Origin of the sequence: Nocardia sp. NBC_00565 (genome assembly GCF_036345915.1) — a bacterium.
Classification (GTDB): Bacteria; Actinomycetota; Actinomycetes; order Mycobacteriales; family Mycobacteriaceae; genus Nocardia.
The window spans coordinates 1,563,775-1,582,744 of sequence record NZ_CP107785.1; the positions used below are offsets into that span (position 1 = coordinate 1,563,775).

Genomic DNA, 18,970 nt, shown 5'->3' on the forward strand with positions numbered 1-18,970 from the left:
GGTTCAGGCCTGCACGGTATGTTCGGCGACGGTCCAGGCGCGGGCTTGGTCGCTGATGGTTACGCCGAGGCCGGGGCGTGCGGACAGGTGCATGCGGCCGTCGGCGATTTCGAGTCGTTCGTTGAACAGTGGGTCGAGCCATTCGAAGTGCTCGACCCATGGCTCGCGCGGATAGGCGGCGGCGAGGTGGACGTGTATCTCCATAGCGAAATGTGGTGCTAGTTGGAGGTTTTCGCTGTCGGCCAGTGCCATCACCTTGAGGAACTGGGTGATACCGCCGACGCGCGGTGCGTCGGGTTGCACGATATCCGCGCCGCGGGCTCGGATGAGTTGCGTGTGTTCGGCGACGCTGGTGAGCATTTCGCCGGTCGCGATCGGGGTGTCGAAGGTGGCGGTGAGTTGTGCGTGGCCTTCGAAGTCGTAGGCGTCCAAGGGTTCTTCGATCCATACCAGCCCGAACGGCTCGAAGGCCCGGCACATGCGTCGTGCGGTTGCCCGGTCCCACTGTTGGTTGGCGTCGACCATCACCGGCACACGGTCGCCGAGTTTTTCTCGTACTGCGGTGAGCCGGGCGAGGTCGACGGCGTTATCCGGATGTCCCACTTTGATTTTGATGCCGCCGATGCCCTGTTCGAGCGAGGCCGTCGCCCGGTCGAGTACTTCCTCGATCGGTGCGTGCAGGAAGCCGCCGGAGGTGTTGTAGCAGCGCACCGAATCGCGGTGTGCGCCGAGTAGTTTGGCCAGTGGCAGTCCGGCGCGCTTGGCCTTCAGATCCCACAGTGCGACGTCGAAGGCGGCGATCGCTTGTACGGATAGTCCGCTGCGGCCGACGGAGGCTCCGGCCCACATGAGTTTGTCCCAGATCTTGGCGATGTCGCTGGGGTCTTCGCCGAGCATGGCCGGTGCGAGTTCGCGGGCGTGGGCGAATTGGCCGGGTCCGCCTGCGCGTTTGGAGTAGCTGATGCCGATGCCTTGCAGTCCGGCGGCGGTGGTGATCTCGGCGAAGAGTACGGCTACTTCGGTCATCGGTTTTTGTCGGCCGGTGAGCACCTTGGCGTCGCTGATGCCGGTGGGCAGCGGCAAGGTGACCGACGAGATGGTGACGTCGGTAATGCGATCGAGTGTCGCGGCGTTGTGGATGATCATCCGATCGTCACCACCAATGCGGTCAGTTCGGCGAGTTCGGCCTCGGTCAGATTGGTCAGTGGTGGCCGCACGGGGCCGGCCGGACGACCGATGGCGGCGAGCCCGGCCTTCACGATCGATACCGCGTAGCCCGGCCCACGATCGCGGATATCGAGGTAGGGGATGACGAATTCGCGCAGCCGCCGGTAGACCTCGTCGCGGTCGCGGGCCCGCACCGCCCGGTAGAAGTCGAGCGCGAATTCCGGGGCGAAGTTGAAAATCGCGGATGAGTAAGTGGTAACGCCCATTTCGGCATAGGGGAGTGCGAAGGTCTCCGCCGTCGGTAGCCCGCCGATGTAGGTGAGCCGGTCACCGAGCCGGGCGTAGATCCGGGTCATCGTTTCGATATTGCCGACACCGTCCTTGAACCCCACCAGGTTCGGGCAGCGTTCGGCCATCCGCGCCAACGTCACGTCATTGCAGGTAGCGTTGGCGCGGCTGTAGAAGATGACACCGAGCGAGGTCGCCGCGCAGACGGCAGCGACATGTTCGACCAGCCCCTCCGGGCCGGCCTCGGTGAGATAGGGCGGCAACAGCAGAATGCCTTCGGCCCCAGCGGCTTCGGCGGAGCGGGCCTGTTCGATCGCCGATGCGGTGCCGGCGGTGGCCGGTGCGACGACGGGGATCCGGCCGCCGGTCTCGGCGACCGCGGCCCGCACCACCTGGTCGATCTCGGGCGGCGTCAGCGAGAAGCCCTCACCCGTGCCGCCCGCGGCGAACAGACCCGCCACCTCGTACTGGGCCAGCCAGGCGATGTGTTTGCGGTAGGCGGCCTCGTCGAAGGCCAGATCGGCGTCGAAATGTGTGACGGGGAACGACAACAACCCCTGACCCAGCGCGGGGCCCAACTCGTCGGCAGACAGATGTGACATGTGGTTCCTTCCTTAAGCCGGCGGCAGCGCGTCGAGTAGCTCGATCACTCGGTGCAGCGCCGGATTGGCGCAGTCGCGTCGCCAGACCGCGTGCAGGACGACGGGATCCTCGACGCCATCGAGCGGCCGGAACCGCACGCCGTCGGGATGCAGATGGGTGGCGGTTTCGGGCACCAGCGCCAGGCCGCGGCCGGCGGCGACCAGCGCGAGCATGGTGTGCACCTGGGTCAATTCATGGGTGGCGGTGTAGGGCACGGCGGCGAGGATGCCCGAGACCAGGTCCGCGAAATAGCGCGCCGGGCCGGGTGCGTACACCAGCAGCGTCTCGCCGCCCAGTTCCTCGATGGCCAGCGGACCCTCGCCAACGAGTTCGTGCCCTTCCGGCACGGCCAGGATCAATCCCTCGGAATGCACGATCCGCGAATCGAATTCGGTGCGGTCGAAGGGTGGGCGGGCCAGTGCGAGATCGAGGCTGCCGCTGCGCAGATTCTCGAATTGGTCCGAACTCACCATCTCTCGCAGCACCACCTCGACGCGGTCCAGCCCCGCCTCGATGTGGTTCAGGAACCGGCCGAGGAAACCGAAACCGGATGCGGCGGTGAAGCCGATTCGCACCGTGCCCGCCCCGCCTGCCGCGACGAGACGGGCGGTGCCGGGCGCCGCGGTGGCCAGGGCGAGCAAGCGGCGCGCCTCGGTCAGGAAGACCTCCCCGGCCGGAGTCAGCTGGACCTGTCGCTGGGTGCGATCGAAGAGCTCCACGCCGATATCGCGCTCGAGTTTCTGGATCTGACGGCTCAGCGGCGGCTGCGTGATCCGCAGCCGCTCGGCCGCCCGGCGGAAATTTCCTTCCTCGGCCACCGTGACGAAGCCGCGGACCTGCTCCAGCGACAGCATCGACATCGTTTCCTCCTGCGTTGCGGCGTCCACTCCGCCTCGCCCGTAGATTGCCCTGTCCGCAGGTTATGACCCGGTAGTGATACTCGTCCAACGCTAATTCAGCATCAACCGATACCGGAAAGGTATTCATCGTCGGTGATCCGTCCGGCGATGGCCGCGCCGATCACCGCGCCGGCGGCCAAGCAGCCGCCGATCACGCCCTGCGTCAGCGAGGTCAGCTGCCAGGACTTCTTGATGAACAACAGCACCCCGGAGATGACTCCGAGGTCGTAGCCGAAGAGGATGCCGCCGAGGGCGCCGAAGAAATAGAGAAATTTGACATTGGATGCGAGCGCCGATTTCGGTGCGGCCGTCGTTGCCTTGAATTGCATGGTGCTGCGCTTCTTTCGCGGTGGAGCAAAAATCAAAAGTCAGCGAGGATTCGGTTTGCCGAGCGGCGTTTCCACAAAAGGACCGCCGATGAGCCATGGACCCGGATCGGCGACGGCGGACAGATCGGCGGCGAACCGCTCGGCGTCATCCTCGCTTCGATAGCCGAGTTCCTCGGCCTCGCGCAGGGATACGACCGCGCGGGTATTCGCGGAGACGCCCCAGATCACTCGATAGCCGGGACGTTCGGCGGCCAGGCAGGCTTCGAACAGTCGCGCACAGTCGTTGGGGGACAACCACATCGACAGTCCGCGCACATCATGCGGGCGCTCGAAACACGAACCGATCCGGACACAGATCACGTCCATGCCGAAGCGGGAGTGATAGAGACTGCCCAGCGCCTCGACCGCGGCTTTGCTGACGCCGTAATAGGTATCCGGTCGCGCGGCGGCATCACCGGGAATGAGCTCATCGCCGACGCCGCGGAAACCCACGGCGTGATTGCTCGAGGCGAGCACGACCCGCGAAACGCCGGCTTGGCGCGCGGCCTCCAGCACTGTCTGCGTGCCGTCGATATTGGCGGCGAGTACGTTGTTCCAGCTGTCTTCTCGGCTTATGCCACCCAGATGGATGATCGCATCCACATCTCGGCAGGCCGCGGTCATCGTCGCGGCGTCGGTGAGCGATCCGGTGACGATCTCGACCCGTTCGCCGGATGTCGGCGCGGGGAGTTCGATCAGATCCAATAGCCGCAGTACGCGATCCGGGCGTCGCAGGCGGGGCCGCATCAGCGTGCCGATACCACCGCCCGCGCCGGTGATGAGTATTCGGTGATCGTTCATGCGGCATCGATCTCGCTCACGTAGTCGAAAGTGCCCGCAGAACTGTCGTTTTCGCACATCGTGTCCTCCTGTGGCGCGAGGGCAAGTATGGTGTGGGTCACTCACCGCTCGAACGTGTCAGAAGGGTATGGCTCTGGACTGATGCCTGTCCAAGACCGTTTCTGTATCGACCGATGCTGTCGGAGTATCGGTCGATACCGCTGTATGCACAGGTTGGGCGGGTGGCCATTCGTCCACCCGCCCAACCGAATTCGCGCCTACTTCGCCAGCGTGACGTCCGCCCCGCCCTGCTCCAGCTTGGAGTGCATCCGCGAGTATCCGAAGTACACGGCCAGGCCGATCACCAGCCACACCGCGAACCGCAGCCAGGTCTCCCACGGCAGCGACCAGATCAGGTAGACCGAGAACCCGATACCCACCAGCGGCACCACCGGCATGAACGGCAGTTTGAACGCGCGCGGCTCGTCGGGCCGAGTCCGGCGCAGCACCATCACCGCGACGGAGACGACGATGAAGGCCATCAGAATGCCGATATTGGTCAGCTCGGCGACCACGGTGATATCGAGCAGTCCGGCCATCAGCGCGGCGCCGATGCCGACGATCCAGGTGACCCGGGTGGGTACCTTACGGACCGGATGCGTCTTGGCGAACCACTCCGGCAGCAGTCCGTCGCGGCTCATCGCGAACCAGACGCGGGTCACGCCGAGCATGAAGGTGAGCACCACGGTGACGATGCCGACAATGGCGCCGATCGCGATGATATTCGCGACGCCCGGCATGCCGACCGATTCGAAGGCGGTGGAGAATCCGCTGGTCGGGCTGATTTCGGTGTACTTCTGCATACCGGTCAGCACCAGCGTAGCCAGCACGTACAGCACCATCGCGATGGCCAGCGAATAGATGATGGCCTTGGGCAGATGCTTCTTGCCGTCCACCGATTCCTCGGCGGCGGTGCTCATCGCGTCATAGCCGAAGACGGCGAAGAAGACGGTAGCCGCACCGGTCCAGACCGCACCAACGCCGAAGGGGAAGTACGGCGTGTAGTTGGAACTGTCGATGTGGAAGACACCGAGCGCGATGATCAGCACGACGAGTGCGACCTTGATGCCGACGGCGACGGTCTCGAACCGTCCGACGCTCTTGATGCCGCGCGACAGCAGCCATGCGGTGCCCAAACAGAACAGCACCGCGAAGACGTCGATGACCCGGCCGTCGCCGGTGCCGTGCGCGCCCATCATCCAGTCGGGCAGCGTGATATCCACCTGTCCGAGTAGGAATTTGAAGTAGCCGGAGACGCCGATGGCGACAACCGCCGCGACCGCGACGTACTCCAGCAGCAGGTCCCACCCGATGAACCAGCCCGCGATCTCACCGAGTGAGACACAGCCGTAGGTGTAGGCCGATCCGGCCTTAGGGACCATTCCGGCGAATTCGGCGTAGCACAGTGCCGCACAGGCGCTGGCGACACCGGCGATCAGGAACGAGATGAGCACCGAGGGGCCCGTGACGGAATGCGCGACCGAACCGGCCAGGGCGAAGATGCCCGCGCCGATGATGCCGCCGACGCCGATTGCCGTGAGTTGCCACAGGCCGAGCGACCGCTTCAACTGCTCGTCGGCGGGTTCGGTGTCCTCCTCGATCTGCCCGAGGGGTTTGCGGCGCAACATCTGGGTGCGCAACTCCGCGAGGGGCATGGGTCTTCCTTTCGTCCTCTGAGATACCCGACGATGCAGTAACGCAGATCACAATCTGAGCAGCACTCAGCTAATCGGACCACACACGCGCTGTGATCGGCGAGTTGGATGAATTAAGTTCGGCGGTCTTGTCCGAATGAACAGACCAGACCGCCGAGCAGCGTCAGCGTCGGCTGCCCGGTCGCAGCGAGCGCAGGAAGAACGCCACGTTTGCCGGACGTTCGGCCAGGCGGCGCATGAAATAGCCGTACCACTGATCGCCATAGGGCACGTAGACCCGGACTTGGTGCCGCTCGTCGACCAGGCGGCGCTGTTCGGCGTCGCGGATGCCGTAGAGCATCTGGAATTCGAAATCGTCGGACTTGCGCTGGGTCGCCGTGGCGAAGACCCTGGCGGCCTCGATGAGCGCCGGATCATGGGTGGCGACCATCGGGTAGCCCTGGCCGTTCATCAGCACGCGCAGGCAGTCCAGATAGGACTGGTCGACCTCGGCGCGGCTCTGATACGCCACCGCGGCCGGTTCGCGATATGCGCCCTTGCACAGGCGAATTCGCGAACCGGGGCCGGCGAAGTCCCGGCAGTCACCCTCGGTGCGCCGCAGGTAGGCCTGCAGAACCGTACCCAGCGAGGGAAAGTCGGCGCGCAGCTCGCGCACGATCGACAGGGTCGAATCGGTGGTGGTGTGGTCCTCGGCGTCGATGGTGACCAGTACGCCCGCATCCGCTGCGGCACTACAGACCTGGTGGGCATGCTCGCGGGCAATGGCGTGACCGTCCTCGGGCAAGGCTTGCCCGAGCGCCGAGAGTTTGAGCGAGACCTCCAGCGGCCCAACGGATCCGGGCTGCTCATCGCGAAGGAGCGACAACAGCGATAAGTAGTGCGACACCGTACTTCGCGCCTGCTCGATATCGGTGGTGTCCTCGCCGAGATAGTCGACGGTGATATAGCGACCCGAGCTCAGCAGCCTCTCGACGGCGGCGACCGCGTTCGGCTCGGATTCGCCCGCGACGAAGCGATCCACCAGCTTCTTGGTAGTCGACATCCGGGTAACGGTGCGTTCCATCCGCGGCGATCGCGCGGCCGCGAGCATGGCGGGGCGGAGCAGACCGGAGATGGCCATCAGTTCTCCTCGAGTGCCTGGTGCGGGTAGGTGTGCTCGGTCGGCGGAACGAAGGTCTCCTTGATGGTGCGAGCGGAGGTCCAGCGCAACAGGTTCTGCGGTGAGCCCGCCTTGTCATTGGTGCCCGATGCGCGGGATCCGCCGAAGGGCTGCTGTCCGACGACCGCGCCGGTGGGCTTGTCGTTGATGTAGAAGTTGCCCGCGGTGAAGCGCAGATGTTCGGTCGCCTTGGCCACGGCGGTGCGGTCGTCGGCGATGATCGACCCGGTGAGGCCGTAGGCCGAACCCCGGTCGACCAGTTCGAGCGCGGTGTCGAAGGATCCGCCGAGCGAGTCGTCGTAGACGTGGATCGCCAGAATCGGGCCGAAGTATTCGGTGCTGAACGCCTCGTCGGTGGGATCGTCACCGAGCAGGACGGTCGGGTCGACGAAATATCCGACGGTGTCGTCGGTATGTCCGCCCGCCGCGATGGTGAGACCCGAGGTGGCCTTGGCGCGGGCGATGGCGTCGGCATTGCGGTCGAACGCACGCTGATCGATGACCGCGCCACCGAAATTGGCGAAGTCGGTGATATCGCCGTAGCGCAGCGTGGCGACCTTATCGATGAGATCGCGGCCCATCTTCGCCCACACCGACTTCGGAATGAACGCGCGCGATGCGGCCGAACACTTCTGTCCCTGATAGTCGAACGCGCCGCGGATCAGCGCCGTCGTCAGCACCTCCGGGTCCGCCGAGCTGTGCGCCAGCACGAAATCCTTGCCGCCGGTCTCACCGACCAGCCGCGGATAGGTGTGGTACTCGCCGATATTCATCGCGACCGAACGCCACAGCTGCTGGAAGGTCCCGGTCGATCCGGTGAAATGGATGCCCGCCAATCGAGGATCGGTCAGCGCCACATCCGAGATCTTCGGACCCGCGCCGTGCACCATATTGATGACACCGGGCGGCAGACCGGCGGCCTCCAGTAGTTTCATCGTCCAATACGCGGCCACCGCCTGGGTGGGCGAGGGCTTCCACAGCACGGTATTGCCCATCAGCGCCGGTGCGGTCGGCAGATTGCCCGCGATCGCGGTGAAATTGAACGGAGTGATCGCGTAGATGAAGCCCTCGAGCGGGCGGTACTCGACCTTGTTCCATACGCCGGCGGTCGAGATCGGCTGGTCGGCCAGGATCTGCCGGGCGAAGTGCACATTGAAGCGCCAGAAGTCGACCAGCTCGCACGGTGCGTCGATCTCGGCCTGGTAGGCGGTCTTGGACTGTCCCAACATGGTTGCGGCGGCGATGGTTTCGCGCCATGGCCCCGCGAGCAGGTCTGCGGCCCGCAGGAAGATCGCGGCGCGATCCTCGAAGGACAGCGCCCGCCAAGCGGGTGCGGCGGCGGTGGCCGCCGCGATGGCGTCCTGGACATCGCGCGCCTCGGCCGCGGTGAGGGTGCCGAGTACGGCGGCGTGGTTGTGCGGCTGCACGATATCGATGCTCTTACCCGCGGTGTGCCGGTGTTCGCCGCCGATGACATGGTGGATCTCGGTCGGCGTCGCGGCGAGTTCGGTCAGCTTCGCCCGCAGCCGTGCGCGTTCGGCGCTGCCCGGGGCGAAGGTGGCGACCGGCTCGTTGACCGGTCGGGGAGTGGACACGATGGCGTCCATGAGTCCTCCTGTGTTGTTTCGAGCGACCTGCAAGCAATCGCTAGCGACACTGGTATATGACGGTGAGCCGAAGTCAACACGGCAAAACTGCCCGCAGAATCGGACAGGCGGACAAAGATGGGATGACCGGATTGGCGAGTCGTATGAAAGTGGGCAGCGGTCGTGGCTAGGGAAGGTGAGCTGGTCGCCGCGGACCTCGACCTGTTCGGACTGGCACAGATGGTCGCGCAGAACGCGGGCGGGATGGTCTCCATCGAGGACCCGCAGTCGCATGTGCTGGCATATTCCGCGTCGGATCAAGCCGCCGACCAGTTGCGGGTGCTGTCGATTCTGGGGCGGGAGGGACCACGCGATTACCTGCGGGTGTTGCGTAAATGGGGTGTCTTCGATCGGCTACGCGGCACCGATGACGTCATCGACATACCGGCGCACGAGGAGCTGAATATCAAACGCCGCTTGGTTGTGAGCATTCGTGCGCACGCCGAGGGGAGTGCACCGCGGGTGCTCGGTTCGATCTGGTTGCAGCAGGGCGAACGGCCGTTCAAACCGGATGCCGCGGAGATCCTGCGCGGCGCGTCGGCCATTGCCGCCCGGCTCATTTCGCGCAGTCTGGACGCGCCGTCGACCGAAGCGCTCTTGATCCAGCGGCTGTTCGGGACCGGGGGCGACACCGCCGACGTGCCCGCGGTCGCGAGTGCGTTGAACCTGCCGATGACCGGTCCGGCCGCAGTGGTCGGCTTCGCGCTCACACCCGGTGACACCGTGCTCGCACCCGCGACGCTCGGCAATATGCTGCGCTTGCGCGCCAGCTCATTTCGCGGTGATTCGGTGACCACGATCCTCGGCGACCGGGTCTATGTGCTGCTGCCGCAGTACCGATCCGCGCATGCCGTGACCGCGTGGACCCGGCAATTGGTCGAACAGCTCGAATCGAAGCGCGCGTTCGAATTGCGCGCCGCCATCGCCTGTCCCATACCGGATCTGGCCCACGTCGCCGGCGCGCGCGCCGAAGTGGACCGGGTGCTCGACAGCACCGCCGCGACCTACCCGCGCGACCGGGTGACCACGCTGGCCGAATCGCGGACCGCGGTGCTGCTCGGTGAGGTCCTCGACCTCGTCGGCAGCCAGCCGGAACTACACGATCCGCGGCTGCGCAAACTGCTGGACTACGACCGGAAGCATTCGGCGAATCTGCGCGAGAGCGTCGAGACGTATCTGCGCGAGCACGGTGATGTGCGCAATGCCGCAACGGCCCTGCAGGTGCATCCCAACACCCTGCGCTACCGGATCCGGCGCGTCGAGGACATCGTCGGCATGGACCTCACCGACCCCGCCGACCGCCTGCTGCTCGAACTGCAACTCGCGCTGCATCGCCGATTGCCCGAATAGTCGAGCACCCGAGCGATGAATATTCCGGCTCCCGTCCGTCTGATCTGGTGACGCGGCATCAACCACCGACCAAGGAGATACCGATGCGGAAAATTACCGCCGGACTGTTCATCGCACTCGACGGCGTCGTCGAGAACCCCCAGGATTGGCACTTCCCGTACTTCAACGAGGAGATGGCCACGGCCGTCGACAGCCAGCTCGGCACGGCCGATACGCTGCTCTTGGGCCGCAAGACCTACGAGGGTTTCGCCGGCGCCTGGCCGGAGCGGGAGCTCGCCGGCGATGTGGACGCCGAGATGGCCAAGAAGCTCGGCGACGCGCGCAAGATCGTGGTCACACATCAGGATCTCACCTTCACCTGGCGCAATTCCGAGGTGCTGAAGGGTGATCTGGTGCAGGCCGTCGCGGCGCTGAAGGCTGAACCCGGCGAAGCACCCATCGGCATCAGCGGATCGGTATCCATTGTCCGCCAGCTGCTCGAGGTCGGCCTGCTGGACGAACTGCACCTGCTGGTGCACCCGATCGTGGTGCGCAAGGGCCTGCGACTGTTCGAGGAGACCGACTCTGCGCTTCCGCTGCAACTGCTTTCGTCCGACACCTTCAAAACCGGTGTCGTACATCTGGTCTACGCCAAGGCGGCCGCCGAAGGCACCGAGGGCTACGACTACGCGAAACAGTTTCTGCCCCAAGAGGATCAGTGACAGCGAGTGGCACATGGTTTCGTAACCATGTGCCACTCGGCGTATGCGATTGACCGACAGGGGCATTCGCGATGCACTGGCCGGCGCGTTCGCGCCCGAACTGACCGGGGAGGACGGCATCGACGAGGAACTGCTGGACCTCGTCGACGCCGCCGTCGGCTGGCCGACCCGGCACCATCTGGTCGACCGTCGTGGCCATTCGCAGGCCGAGGCGTCGGCGGCTATTCGCCGGGCGCTGTTCGCATTGCTGGATTAAGCGTTGGCGGGTGTCTGCGCCTCCGGTGGGGCCTCCTGCACAGTGCGCTTGGGTCCGGTGAACCAGTGCTTGGCCGATACCGCCCACCAGATGCCGATCGCGCCGACAACGCCGACCAGCGTGATCGGTGCGTAATTGACGGTGTTCCAGGTGAATTCGCTGTTCCACGGGTAGCCGCGGTCATCGGTGGGCAGGATGAACAACAGGCTGATCAGCACGATCCAGATCAGCGCGATGGTGCCGACCGGGCGATACCAGGAGCCGAGTTGCCATGGGCCGGTGCGGAATCGGCTGCCGTGCAGTTGGCGCAGCAGAATCGGGATGCCATAGGCGATGTAGAGGCCGATGGTGGCGACCGAGGTGGCCGCCGCATAGGCGGTCGGCGCGTTCTCGGACGGGACCAACATCGACGGGATCAACAGCACGAACGAGAAGAAGGAGATGAACAGCACCGCGTGCACCGGCACCTTGCGCGCCGAAAGTCTGGACCAGTACGCCGATCCCGGTACCGCACCGTCGCGGGAGAAGGCGAACAGCATGCGCGAGGCCGAGGTGACCGAGGCATAGCCGCAGAACAACTGCGCGATCGCGGCGATGATCAGCAGCAGACCCGACCAGAACGAATTCAGCGAGTTCTCCAGGATGTAGATCACCGGGTAACCGCTGTTCTTCGTCGGATCCAGCGCGTCATCGAGATTCGGAATCGCGAACGTCACCGCCATGATCAGCAGATATCCGGCAACGGCCGAGACGATGATGGTATTGATGATCCCCTTGGCGGCCGTGCGCGCGGCATCGTGGGTCTCCTCCGACATATGCGCCGAGGCGTCATATCCGGTGAAAGTGTATTGCGCGTGCAGTAATCCGAGCAGGAAGCTGAACGCCACCCCGCCGAAGCCGACCGCGCTGTTGTCGACGGTTTCGGTGAAGACGAAGCCGACGCTCTGATGGTGGCTCGCGCCGAAGCCGAGCACGATGACGAAGATGGCCACGCCGCCGACATGCCACCAGGCCGAGATATTGTTGATCACCGCGGACAGGTGCGGGCCGATGGCGTTGAGCACGGCGTGCACGATCAGGATCGCGGTGAAGACCAAAAAGATTGCGGTGCGGTCGGTTCCGATATCGATGCCGATGACATTCAGCACCGCGGTGGTGAAGATCGCCGCGCCGTAGTCGATGGCGGCGGTCACCGCGATCTGGCCGATCAGGTTGAACCACCCGGTGAACCAGCCCCAGACCGGGCCACCCAGCTGGGCGGCCCACCAGTACAGGCCGCCGGAAGTCGGGTAGGCCGAGGCCAATTCGGCCATCGCCAGGCCGACGAACAGGACCATCACCGACACCAGCGGCCAGCCCCACGCCATGGTGATCGGTCCGCCGTTGGCCAGGCCGATTCCGTAGCTGGCCAAACCGCCGGTCAGGATCGAGACGATGGTGAAGCTGATGGCGAAGTTGGAGAATCCGGACCAGGATCTGGCCAGTTCTTGTTTGTAGCCGAGTTCGGCCAGGCGACGTTCGTCGTCGGATGGTGCTTGGGCTTCGGTCATGATCGCTCCCGGGTGAAAACGCCGCCCTCATACGGTGTTTGCCAGAAGCTAAGTGTGAAGTGAGTGCAGGTCAATCGCAGGGAAATATGGAAACCCGGCCGTAATCTCTCCGCAATCACGCATTCCAGGGCAATCTCCGGAATCCGTGATAGGCAGGACGGATGCAGCCGACGCGTTCCTACTATGACGTGGTGGTGGTCGGCGGCGGCCATAACGGGCTGGTCGCCGCCGCGTATCTGGCCCGTGCCGGGCGATCGGTGCTGGTGCTGGAGCGGCAGGACCATACCGGCGGGGCGGCGGTCTCCGAGCGGGTGTTCGCGGGAGTGGATGCGCGGGTGTCGCGGTATTCGTACCTGGTCAGCCTGCTGCCACGGCAGATCGTCGACGAGCTGGGATTGCGGTTCGCGACGCGGCGCAGGCGAATTTCGTCCTATACGCCGGTCGGTGACGGCGGACTGCTGGTCGACACCGCTTCTGCGGCCCGGACCAGGGAGAGCTTCACCAGGCTCACCGGATCCGATCGGGATTTCCGGGCGTGGCAGCGGTTCTATGGCGCGACGGATCGGCTCGCGCAACGGGTGTTCCCGACGCTGACCCAGCCGCTGCCGTCGCGCTCGGAGTTCAAGCGTGTCGTCGATGATGGCGCGGTATGGGAGGCGCTGTTCGAGCGTCCGCTGGGCGAGACTGTCGAGTCGACGTTCGCCGATGACACCGTTCGCGGTGTCGTGCTCACCGACGCGCTCATCGGGACCTTCACCCACGCGCACGATCCGACGCTGCGACAGAACCGCTGCTTTCTCTACCACGTGATCGGCGGCGGGACCGGCGACTGGGATGTGCCGATCGGCGGTATGGGCGCGCTCACCGACGCACTCGCGGATGCGGCGCGCGCGGCCGGCGCGGAGTTGATCACCGGCTGCGCGGTGACCGAGGTCGAATCCGATGATGTGACCGCCGAAGTGCGCTATCGGGACGGAGTGGTCGGCGGGCGGCATGTGCTGGTCAATGCCGCACCCTATGAACTCACGCAACTGCTCGGCGTACCGGGGGAGCCGAAACCCGAAGGCTCCCAACTGAAGGTGAATATGGTACTGCGGCGGCTGCCTCGGCTGCGCGACCCGTCGACCGATCCGCGCGAGGCGTTCGCCGGGACATTCCATATCGCCGAATCGTATTCGCAACTGGAACAGGCCTACCGGGAGGCCGACAGCGGCCGAATCCCGTCCGCGCCGCCGTCGGAGATCTACTGCCACACGCTGACCGACCCGTCGATCCTTGCGCCCTCATCCGATCTGCATACCCTCACGCTGTTCGGATTGCACACTCCGGCAAGACTATTCGAGACAGATCCGGAAGCGGCCAAGACCATGGCCGTGGAAGCCGCACTCGCCCAACTGGATGCGGTGCTCGGCGAGCCACTCGCCGACTGTCTCGCGCTCGACGAGCACGGCGTACCGTGTATCGAAGCGAAGTCGCCGCTCGACCTGGAGCGTACGGTCGGCCTGCCCGGCGGTCATATCTTCCATCGGGATCTGGCGTTTCCATATCGGACCGATGCCGCGGACACCATCGCCGCACGCTGGGGTGTGGCGACCGATGTGCCGAATGTCTTCCTGTGCGGTGCGGGCGCGGTGCGCGGCGGCGGTGTCAGCGGCATTCCCGGTCACAATGCCGCGATGGCGGTGCTCGAACAGCGGTAGCGTCGGTTCGAACGAATTCTGGAGGTCCGGATGGACGAGATCGACCTGACGGACCTGGATCGGTTCGCACGCGGGTTTCCACACGAGGTGTTCGACGTGCTGCGCCGCCAGTCGCCGGTGTGGTGGCATCGGCCGACCGAGCACACGCCGGGTGGCGAGGGTTTCTGGGTGGTGAGCGGGTACCGGGAGGTGCTGGCTGCGGCGGGGGACGCGGCGACCTTCTCGTCGGAGACCGGCGGTATGCGCGCGGGCGGCGGGACGCTCATCGAGGATCTGCCGGGGGAGTGGGCGGCCGGGGTGCTGCTCAACATGATGAACGAGCCGCGCCACGCGCGGTTGCGGCGCTTGCTCACCCCGAGCGTCGCGCCACGGACGTTGCGCATGATCGAACAGGATCTGCGGCGGCGGGCCGTGGCGATCGTCGATGCGGCCCTGGACAAGGGCGACTGCGATTTTCTGGTCGACCTGGCGGCGGAATTGCCGCTGCAGGCCGTGGCGCAGTTGCTCGGCGTGCCGCAGGAGGATCGGCATCGGCTCCTCGGGTGGGCGAATACCACGCTCGACTACGACGATCGGGATCTCGGTGAGGTCACCGAACGCACGCAGCGCGCGTCCGCCGAAATGCACAGCTACGGTGCGCAATTGCTGGCCCACAAGCGCGCTGAACCCGCCGACGATCTGCTCTCCCGCGCGGCTACGGCCACCATCGACGATGAGCCGCTGAGCGAATTGGAGCAGCAGATGCTGTTCAGCCTGCTCATCGCGGCCGGCAGCGAGACCACCCGAAACTCCATCGCGCTCGGCATGCATGCCCTCATCGATCACCCGGCGGCGTGGAAAGCCCTGCACGAGGACCGTTCTCATCTGAGCGACGCGATCGAGGAGATGCTGCGCTGGGCGTCCTCCACCCCCTACAACCGGCGCACCGCCACCCGCGATGTACTGCTCGGCGGTCAGCAGATCCGCGCGGGTGAGAAGGTGACGCTCTGGTGGGCCTCGGCCAACCGTGATGCGGCGATCTTCGCTGATCCCCACCTCTTCACCATTACTCGTCGACCCAACCCACATCTGGCGTTCGGTCGGGGCGGACATTTCTGTCTGGGATCCGCGTTGGCTCGCATGGAGATGCTCGTGGTCTTCGATGCGCTGCTGGACCGCGTCGCAACCGTAGAACACACTGCGCCAATAGAATTCACGCGCAGCAACAAGCACACCGGTGTTCGCCACATGCCCGTGCGCCTGCATCCCCGATAGGCATCGTCGGCTGCTTTGTACTACCGAGTCGAATCGGCGGTCCTGGCGCAACTGTCGCAGCTGCTCAGCGGCACCCGTGCGGGTGGGGCAGTCCGTCAACTGGGTCCGGTGGGGTAGCTGGTTTCATGGAGCCAACCAACCGCTACCTCGAGGAGTTCGTGCCGTGGAGCTGCGCCAATTGCGCTATTTCGTCACCGTGGCCGAGGAATTGCACTTCGGGCGGGCGGCTGAGCGATTGCATATCGCGCAGCCCGCGGTGAGTCAGCAGGTGCGGCGGCTGGAGCGGGAATTACGGGTCCAGTTGCTGGACCGGTCGCCGCGGCGGGTGCGGTTGACCGAAGCGGGGTTGCGGTTTCTGCCCGCGGCTCGTCGTGTGCTGGCCGCCGCGGATCAGGCGCGGGCGTCGGTGGCGGATTTGGCCGGTGGCCGGGCCGCGGTTTTGCGGCTCGGCACGGTGACCGGGCTGGGGGCGCGGCTGGACGCGATTTTGGACGCGTTCACCGAGCGTGTCCCGCATCTGCAGGTCGAGCTGGTCACATTGCCGGTGCGGGAGCGGTTGGCGCAGGTCGCCGACGGGCGGTTGGATGCCGCGTTCGTTCGCGCGCCCGCTGAGGACACCCTCGAGCTGGAGTATTTGCACGCGTGGGACGACCCGCTCGTCGCGGTGCTGCCGGCTCGGCACCCGCTGGCCGCGCACAACACAGTGCGGTTGGCCGACCTGGCATCGGTGCCATTGCGGCTGACCGAGCGGCGCAACCATCCAGCTCTGGTGGATCTGGTGCTGACGTCGTGTCAGCGTGCCGGTTTCGAGCCGGTTCCGGCACCGACCGCTACCACCCTGCAGGACAACCTGGCCGCGATCGGTACCGCCGCGGCAATGTGGACGGTGATATACGCCGCCAATGCCGATCAGGTGCACAACCCGCGGGTGGTCTTCCGGCCGTTCGCCGATGGTGGCATGGCCCTGCCGATCGCCTTGGCCTTGCGGGCCGGGGCGACTGGACCGGGCTCGGAGCTGCTGCGCGCCCTCGTTTCGGGCGACTACCTCGGACAATAAGGTTTCGTTATCGCTGTGCGAATGAACTGACCCTTGGTCGGCGCGCGGCGCTGCGGTGAACTGATCACAGGCCGCCGAACCAACCGGAACCCACTGCGGGAATCCCGGATGCGGTCTGTCCCAACCCTTTTCATCGAGGAGATCAGTCATGCCCATCGTCACCGTGCAGCAGGGCCCGCGCACCGTCGAACTCAAGCGCGACCTCGTCCGCCGGATCACCGATGCCTTCGTCGACACCTTGCAGATTCCGGCCGAGGCCGTGCAGGTGTGGATTCACGAGACGCCCGCCGACAGCTGGGGTATCGGCGGGCAGCTGACCGCCGACAAGAAATAGCCGTCGGAAGATGCCGCAGCCCCGACCGATAGCGTCGCGGTCATGCGAATCGAGCATGAATCCCCGCGGTGGTTGCCGGTCGGGCCGACGGTGCTGGTGCTGCTGTCCGCCGGGGCGGGCGCGACCGATGCCCTGGTCTTCACCGAACTCGGCAAGGCATTCGCCAGCACCCGCTCAGCGTCGCACAAGCCGAAAAGGCCGCGGGGATTCTGGAACTCGGGCCCGAGGAGGCCGCGGCCTTCGTCGCGCAACCAACCCGCGGCGCACTGGAGGCGGCGGTGCCGACCGATCCGACCATCTACCGCTTCTACGAGGTGCTGCAGGTGTACGGCCCGGCGATCAAGGAACTGATCCACGAGAAGTTCGGCGACGGCATTATGAGCGCCATCAACTTCAAGATCGACGTCGACCGCCGCGACGATCCAGGCGGCGAACGGGTCGTCGTCACGCTGGACGGTAAGTATCTGAAATACCAGTGGGGCTGAGTCGGTCGGTGCGGACCGAGCGCCACTAGCCGATCGGATTCGATTCGGGCGAATCCGGACCAATTTGTTGGCGCAAGAACAAGACTCGGTTCCGGGTGGTGCGGGTGTCCGGATGGTCCGAGCCGAGGACGTCGGCGGCGATAGTCGGCTAATTGGGAAAGCTGACGGTTCCGTCGCAGCTGTCGGGCGGATCGACCAGCTCGCAATCGGCGGTGGGCCGGGTCGGGCGGTAGCCGGCCGGAACGCCGCCGGATTGGATGATGCCGCGGTAGGCGTCGACCGCGTCCGTCGGTTGGCGGGACAGCCTGGGGTCATTGCGGACATCGACGGTGTAGAGGCCGAAACGCGGCGTGTAGCTGCCCCATTCGTAGTTGTCGGTGAGGCTCCAGTAGTTGTAGCCGACGACATTGATGCCGTCGGCTTTGGCGCGCTGCAACCAGTAGACGGTGTCGCGAAGGTGGTCGGAGCGGGTGTAGCCGTCGGTGCGCGGCTTGCCGTCCTCGGTGGGCATACCGTTCTCGACGACATACAGTGGGCGGTCCGGGAATTGGCGCGCGTAGTGGCGCAATGCGTAGTAGATGCCCTCGGTGTGGATCGGGAGTTCCCAGATCGCGGGCCCCTCGTTCGAACCGCCCTGCACCGCCTTGCTGGTCTCGGGCAGCGGCGCGAAATAGTAGTCGACGCCGATGAAGTCGAGTTTGTCGGCGATCCGGTCCACGATCGGCTGATTCACCTCGGTCTCGGCGCCGGCGACATAGCCGAGGTTGCTGGTGACCTGCGCGGCGGGCAGATTGCGGTGGATGGTGTCGTAGATCGCGTTGTGCGCCTCCGCGATTCGGTCCAGCATCACCGGCGCCTCATCGGGGGTGATGGCGCCGATCCGCAGTTCGGTGCTGACATAGGCGGCGGGCTCGTTGAAGGTGACCCAGAGCGGATTGCGAGAGGCATAGCGGTTCACCACCTTTCGCATATTGACCAGCCAGTCCTCGACCATGCCCGGATTGCGCCAGCCGCCGCGATCACTGGCCCACCCCGGATACACCCAGTGATCCAGGGTGAGCATCGGGCGCATACCGGCGGCGATGATGCGCGTGATCACGTTGTCGTACAGGCCGAATGCCGTGTCGTCCCAGGTATCCGGTTGCGGTTGCACGCGCGCCCACTCGATGCCGACTCGATACACCCGCACTCCGAGATGGGCGGCCAGATTGATATCGGAGATGTAGCGCGAGAGGAAGTCGACCGAATTCTCGTAGTCGTCCCCGGCCTCGCCGGAGGCGATGTAGCGGGTCCAATTGCTGTCGGGCGCATGGCCTTCGGATTGGAAGCCGGACGACGCGACACCCCAGAGGAAGTCGCGGCCGAAGGGCATGATGGTCGCCTGTGCGGTGGGCATGGTAATGCCGGGTAGCAGCAGCGCCGCCGCGATGGTGGCGAGCCAGCCGAGGGCGCGTCGGCGCAGCGGTGTTCGCATCGAGCTCCTGTCCCCATCCGGCGGGTGTTCGGTCGTGCGTCACCGGTGCAGCCGCGCGCCCCGGTCGGCGATCCCTTAGCGTAACTGTAAGATAGCTGAAGCTCGAGAAACGCGCTGGTGTGTCGTGACTGCCTGGGGAATAAGT

At 65.5% G+C, this 18,970-nt stretch carries 17 protein-coding genes and 1 pseudogene; 8 read left to right on the top strand and 10 right to left on the bottom strand.

The window, feature by feature from the left end; genetic code table 11:
- Positions 1-3: 3 nt before the first annotated feature.
- The 8 genes from OG874_RS07585 to pruA all read right to left on the bottom strand — a co-directional run bounded on the left by OG874_RS07585 (position 4) and on the right by pruA (position 8,625).
- Positions 4-1,146, bottom strand: coding sequence for an L-talarate/galactarate dehydratase (locus tag OG874_RS07585; protein WP_330254401.1), 1,143 nt, complete (start codon positions 1,144-1,146; stop codon positions 4-6).
- Entirely contained in the window at positions 1,143-2,057 is a 915-nt protein-coding gene (gene kdgD / locus OG874_RS07590) for a 5-dehydro-4-deoxyglucarate dehydratase (protein WP_330254402.1), read from the bottom strand. The genes OG874_RS07585 and kdgD overlap by 4 nt, the downstream gene beginning before the upstream one ends.
- A 12-nt stretch (positions 2,058-2,069) precedes the next feature.
- Positions 2,070-2,957: a LysR family transcriptional regulator gene (locus OG874_RS07595; RefSeq protein ID WP_330254403.1), complete on the bottom strand. Its 888-nt coding sequence runs from the start codon at positions 2,955-2,957 to the stop codon at positions 2,070-2,072.
- 101 nt (positions 2,958-3,058) lie between these two features.
- A complete protein-coding gene (locus tag OG874_RS07600; RefSeq protein WP_330254404.1) occupies positions 3,059-3,325 on the bottom strand; it encodes an MFS transporter in 267 nt (88 codons plus the stop codon).
- Between the two features lie 39 nt (positions 3,326-3,364).
- Positions 3,365-4,165, bottom strand: coding sequence for an NAD-dependent epimerase/dehydratase family protein (locus OG874_RS07605; RefSeq protein WP_330254405.1), 801 nt, complete (start codon positions 4,163-4,165; stop codon positions 3,365-3,367).
- 257 nt (positions 4,166-4,422) lie between these two features.
- Positions 4,423-5,859 carry an amino acid permease gene (locus OG874_RS07610; RefSeq protein WP_330254406.1) on the bottom strand — a complete coding sequence of 479 codons (1,437 nt, stop codon included), beginning with the start codon at positions 5,857-5,859 and terminating at the stop codon, positions 4,423-4,425.
- 163 nt (positions 5,860-6,022) lie between these two features.
- Positions 6,023-6,979 carry a proline dehydrogenase family protein gene (locus tag OG874_RS07615; protein WP_330254407.1) on the bottom strand — a complete coding sequence of 319 codons (957 nt, stop codon included), beginning with the start codon at positions 6,977-6,979 and terminating at the stop codon, positions 6,023-6,025.
- Positions 6,979-8,625 carry an L-glutamate gamma-semialdehyde dehydrogenase gene (gene pruA, locus OG874_RS07620; RefSeq protein ID WP_330254408.1) on the bottom strand — a complete coding sequence of 549 codons (1,647 nt, stop codon included), beginning with the start codon at positions 8,623-8,625 and terminating at the stop codon, positions 6,979-6,981. The genes OG874_RS07615 and pruA overlap by 1 nt, the downstream gene beginning before the upstream one ends.
- A 177-nt stretch (positions 8,626-8,802) precedes the next feature.
- On the opposite strand from pruA, the pseudogene OG874_RS07625 reads away from it, so the two are divergent.
- The 3 genes and pseudogenes from OG874_RS07625 to OG874_RS07635 all read left to right on the top strand — a co-directional run.
- Positions 8,803-10,014: pseudogene (locus OG874_RS07625) on the top strand (PucR family transcriptional regulator); the annotation flags it as partial.
- Between the two features lie 83 nt (positions 10,015-10,097).
- Positions 10,098-10,715 (top strand): dihydrofolate reductase family protein, encoded by a 618-nt coding sequence (locus OG874_RS07630; RefSeq protein WP_330254409.1) that lies wholly within the window; start codon positions 10,098-10,100, stop codon positions 10,713-10,715.
- A gap of 43 nt (positions 10,716-10,758) precedes the next feature.
- Positions 10,759-10,971, top strand: coding sequence for a hypothetical protein (locus OG874_RS07635; protein ID WP_330254410.1), 213 nt, complete (start codon positions 10,759-10,761; stop codon positions 10,969-10,971).
- Here OG874_RS07635 and OG874_RS07640 read toward each other — a convergent pair.
- On the bottom strand, positions 10,968-12,521 hold the full coding sequence (locus OG874_RS07640; RefSeq protein ID WP_330254411.1) for an amino acid permease: 1,554 nt from the start codon (positions 12,519-12,521) through the stop codon (positions 10,968-10,970). The two genes, OG874_RS07635 and OG874_RS07640, sit on opposite strands and share 4 nt — an antisense overlap.
- A gap of 161 nt (positions 12,522-12,682) precedes the next feature.
- On the opposite strand from OG874_RS07640, the gene OG874_RS07645 reads away from it, so the two are divergent.
- The 5 genes from OG874_RS07645 to cynS all read left to right on the top strand — a co-directional run bounded on the left by OG874_RS07645 (position 12,683) and on the right by cynS (position 17,351).
- Positions 12,683-14,221 carry a phytoene desaturase family protein gene (locus tag OG874_RS07645; protein WP_330254412.1) on the top strand — a complete coding sequence of 513 codons (1,539 nt, stop codon included), beginning with the start codon at positions 12,683-12,685 and terminating at the stop codon, positions 14,219-14,221.
- Between the two features lie 30 nt (positions 14,222-14,251).
- A complete protein-coding gene (locus OG874_RS07650; RefSeq protein ID WP_330254413.1) occupies positions 14,252-15,475 on the top strand; it encodes a cytochrome P450 in 1,224 nt (407 codons plus the stop codon).
- Positions 15,476-15,638: 163 nt separating this feature from the next.
- On the top strand, positions 15,639-16,532 hold the full coding sequence (locus tag OG874_RS07655) for a LysR substrate-binding domain-containing protein (RefSeq protein ID WP_330254414.1): 894 nt from the start codon (positions 15,639-15,641) through the stop codon (positions 16,530-16,532).
- A gap of 148 nt (positions 16,533-16,680) precedes the next feature.
- Positions 16,681-16,866: a 4-oxalocrotonate tautomerase DmpI gene (gene dmpI, locus OG874_RS07660; protein ID WP_330254415.1), complete on the top strand. Its 186-nt coding sequence runs from the start codon at positions 16,681-16,683 to the stop codon at positions 16,864-16,866.
- Positions 16,867-16,934: 68 nt separating this feature from the next.
- Positions 16,935-17,351, top strand: coding sequence for a cyanase (gene cynS, locus OG874_RS07665; RefSeq protein WP_330254416.1), 417 nt, complete (start codon positions 16,935-16,937; stop codon positions 17,349-17,351).
- Positions 17,352-17,499: 148 nt separating this feature from the next.
- On the opposite strand, the gene OG874_RS07670 is transcribed toward cynS, so the two are convergent.
- Positions 17,500-18,825, bottom strand: coding sequence for a family 1 glycosylhydrolase (locus OG874_RS07670; RefSeq protein ID WP_330254417.1), 1,326 nt, complete (start codon positions 18,823-18,825; stop codon positions 17,500-17,502).
- Positions 18,826-18,970 lie beyond the last annotated feature (145 nt).

What these genes read in the sequence shown, in the direction of transcription:
- OG874_RS07585 (WP_330254401.1), bottom strand. Translation starts at nt 1,146, where the DNA reads ATGATCATCCACAACGCCGCGACACTCGATCGCATTACCGACGTCACC.
- kdgD (WP_330254402.1), bottom strand. Translation starts at nt 2,057, where the DNA reads ATGTCACATCTGTCTGCCGACGAGTTGGGCCCCGCGCTGGGTCAGGGG.
- OG874_RS07595 (WP_330254403.1), bottom strand. Translation starts at nt 2,957, where the DNA reads ATGTCGATGCTGTCGCTGGAGCAGGTCCGCGGCTTCGTCACGGTGGCC.
- OG874_RS07600 (WP_330254404.1), bottom strand. Translation starts at nt 3,325, where the DNA reads ATGCAATTCAAGGCAACGACGGCCGCACCGAAATCGGCGCTCGCATCC.
- OG874_RS07605 (WP_330254405.1), bottom strand. Translation starts at nt 4,165, where the DNA reads ATGAACGATCACCGAATACTCATCACCGGCGCGGGCGGTGGTATCGGC.
- OG874_RS07610 (WP_330254406.1), bottom strand. Translation starts at nt 5,859, where the DNA reads ATGCCCCTCGCGGAGTTGCGCACCCAGATGTTGCGCCGCAAACCCCTC.
- OG874_RS07615 (WP_330254407.1), bottom strand. Translation starts at nt 6,979, where the DNA reads ATGGCCATCTCCGGTCTGCTCCGCCCCGCCATGCTCGCGGCCGCGCGA.
- pruA (WP_330254408.1), bottom strand. Translation starts at nt 8,625, where the DNA reads ATGGACGCCATCGTGTCCACTCCCCGACCGGTCAACGAGCCGGTCGCC.
- OG874_RS07630 (WP_330254409.1), top strand. Translation starts at nt 10,098, where the DNA reads ATGCGGAAAATTACCGCCGGACTGTTCATCGCACTCGACGGCGTCGTC.
- OG874_RS07635 (WP_330254410.1), top strand. Translation starts at nt 10,759, where the DNA reads ATGCGATTGACCGACAGGGGCATTCGCGATGCACTGGCCGGCGCGTTC.
- OG874_RS07640 (WP_330254411.1), bottom strand. Translation starts at nt 12,521, where the DNA reads ATGACCGAAGCCCAAGCACCATCCGACGACGAACGTCGCCTGGCCGAA.
- OG874_RS07645 (WP_330254412.1), top strand. Translation starts at nt 12,683, where the DNA reads ATGCAGCCGACGCGTTCCTACTATGACGTGGTGGTGGTCGGCGGCGGC.
- OG874_RS07650 (WP_330254413.1), top strand. Translation starts at nt 14,252, where the DNA reads ATGGACGAGATCGACCTGACGGACCTGGATCGGTTCGCACGCGGGTTT.
- dmpI (WP_330254415.1), top strand. Translation starts at nt 16,681, where the DNA reads ATGCCCATCGTCACCGTGCAGCAGGGCCCGCGCACCGTCGAACTCAAG.
- OG874_RS07670 (WP_330254417.1), bottom strand. Translation starts at nt 18,825, where the DNA reads ATGCGAACACCGCTGCGCCGACGCGCCCTCGGCTGGCTCGCCACCATC.